The sequence below is a fragment of the Synechococcus sp. H55.10 genome (assembly GCF_047502715.1).
GTDB lineage: Bacteria > Cyanobacteriota > Cyanobacteriia > Thermostichales > Thermostichaceae > Thermostichus.
Genome location: NZ_JANSJJ010000046.1, coordinates 1 through 1,145 on the forward strand (window position 1 = coordinate 1; position 1,145 = coordinate 1,145).

1 protein-coding gene is annotated in these 1,145 nt (G+C 56.6%); it reads left to right on the forward strand.

Translation table 11 applies throughout. The annotated features are described in order from the left end of the window. Positions 1–77 precede the first annotated feature (77 nt). Entirely contained in the window at positions 78–1,142 is a 1,065-nt protein-coding gene (gene psbA, locus NW858_RS04300; protein ID WP_414336205.1) for a photosystem II q(b) protein, read from the forward strand. The last annotated feature ends 3 nt before the right edge of the window (positions 1,143–1,145 follow it).

Sequence of the window (1,145 nt, forward strand, 5' to 3'; positions counted from 1 at the left end):
AGCCAGTTGACAGAACTTAACGGATGTTTTAAGGTTGTGTTGTCAATCTTCGCGCTTCCTCAGGGAAGTTTGCCATCATGACTACTGTTATCCAACGTCGCTCAACCAGCAACGTGTGGGAGCAGTTCTGCGAGTGGGTCACCTCCACCGACAACCGTCTCTACATCGGTTGGTTCGGGGTGCTGATGATCCCCACCCTGCTGACTGCCACCACCTGCTTCATCATTGCCTTTATCGGTGCTCCCCCGGTGGACATCGACGGGATTCGCGAGCCTGTGTCTGGTTCTTTGCTGTACGGCAACAACATTATTTCTGGGGCGGTGGTGCCCTCTTCGGCTGCGATTGGTCTGCACTTTTACCCGATTTGGGAAGCCGCTTCTTTGGATGAGTGGCTGTACAACGGCGGCCCCTACCAGCTGATTGTGCTGCACTTTTTGATTGGGGTGTTTTGCTACATGGGCCGGGAGTGGGAGCTGAGCTACCGCTTGGGGATGCGTCCCTGGATTGCGGTGGCCTACTCGGCGCCGGTGGCGGCGGCGACGGCCGTGTTTTTGATTTACCCGATTGGTCAGGGGTCGTTTTCGGACGGGATGCCCTTGGGGATTTCGGGGACGTTCAACTTCATGTTGGTGTTCCAAGCGGAGCACAACATTTTGATGCACCCGTTCCACCAGTTGGGCGTGGCTGGCGTGTTTGGGGGTGCGCTGTTTAGTGCGATGCACGGGTCGTTGGTGACCTCGAGCCTGATTCGTGAGACTTCGGAAGAGGAGTCGCAGAACTTGGGTTACAAGTTTGGGCAAGAGGAAGAGACCTACAACATTGTGGCGGCGCACGGGTATTTTGGGCGGTTGATTTTCCAATATGCGTCGTTCAACAACAGCCGGAGTCTGCACTTTTTCCTGGCGGCGTGGCCTGTGATTGGGATTTGGTTTACGGCGCTGGGGATCAGCATCATGGCGTTCAACCTGAACGGGTTCAACTTCAACCAGTCGATTGTGGACAGCAACGGTCGTGTGGTTGGGACGTGGGCGGATGTGCTGAACCGTGCCAACCTGGGGATGGAAGTGATGCACGAGCGGAATGCGCACAACTTCCCGCTGGATTTGGCGGCGGTGGAAGTGGCGCCGGCCATCCGTGGCTAATCC

What these genes read in the sequence shown, in the direction of transcription:
- psbA (WP_414336205.1), top strand. Translation starts at nt 78, where the DNA reads ATGACTACTGTTATCCAACGTCGCTCAACCAGCAACGTGTGGGAGCAG.